The sequence below is a fragment of the Streptococcus sp. SG1 genome, assembly GCF_030439935.1.
In the GTDB taxonomy this organism is placed as follows: Bacteria; Bacillota; Bacilli; order Lactobacillales; family Streptococcaceae; genus Streptococcus; species Streptococcus gordonii.
The window spans coordinates 1-1,080 of sequence record NZ_JAQFJC010000018.1; the positions used below are offsets into that span (position 1 = coordinate 1).

The 1,080-nt window shown below is 56.0% G+C and carries 1 protein-coding gene; it reads right to left on the bottom strand.

Translation table 11 applies throughout. From position 1 onward, the window contains the following. Positions 1-1,080: hypothetical protein (locus tag PCY06_RS10715; RefSeq protein WP_301390596.1), on the bottom strand; the 1,080-nt coding region annotated here is incomplete at both ends.

Consider the following 1,080-nt stretch of genomic DNA (forward strand, 5'->3'; position numbering starts at 1 on the left):
GCGAATCCGCGTCAACCAGCGCTTCAGTAAGTGCAAGCGAGTCCGCATCGACTAGCGCATCTGTTTCAGCAAGTACGTCCGCTTCCACGAGCGCATCTGTAAGTGCGAGTGAGTCCGCGTCGACGAGCGCGTCTGTTTCTGCCAGCGAATCCGCGTCAACCAGCGCTTCAGTAAGTGCAAGCGAGTCCGCATCGACTAGCGCATCTGTTTCAGCAAGTACGTCCGCTTCCACGAGCGCATCTGTAAGTGCGAGTGAGTCCGCGTCGACGAGTGCATCTGTATCTGCAAGCGAGTCCGCATCGACGAGCGCTTCAGTATCTGCGAGTGAGTCCGCATCCACGAGTGCATCCGTAAGTGCGAGCGAGTCAGCATCTACGAGTGCATCTGTATCAGCAAGCGAATCGGCCTCAACGAGCGCATCGGTAAGTGCTAGTGAATCAGCCTCCACGAGTGCGTCTGTATCTGCGAGTGAATCAGCATCTACGAGTGCGTCTGTTTCAGCAAGTATGTCCGCCTCAACGAGTGCATCTGTATCAGTCAGCGAATCCACGTCTACGAGCGCCTCTGTGTCTGCAAACGAGTCCGCATCGACGAGTGCCTCAGTAAGTGCCAGCGAATCAGCTTCAACGAGTGCGTCTGTAAGTGTGAGTGAATCAGCCTCAACGAGCGCGTCTGTCAGTGCCAGTGAATCCGCATCGACGAGTGCATCTGTATCGGCAAGCGAGTCAGCCTCAACGAGTGCATCTGTATCAGCAAGCGAATCCGCCTCCACGAGTGCATCGGTAAGTGCGAGTGAATCAGCCTCAACGAGCGCGTCTGTCAGTGCCAGTGAATCCGCATCGACGAGTGCATCTGTATCGGCAAGCGAGTCAGCCTCCACGAGTGCATCTGTATCGGCCAGCGAATCCGCGTCTACGAGCGCATCTGTTTCAGCAAGTACGTCCGCGTCAACCAGTGCATCTGTATCAGCAAGCGAATCCGCCTCCACGAGTGCATCGGTAAGTGCGAGTGAATCAGCCTCAACGAGCGCGTCTGTCAGTGCCAGTGAATCCGCATCTACGAGTGCATCTGTATCGGCAA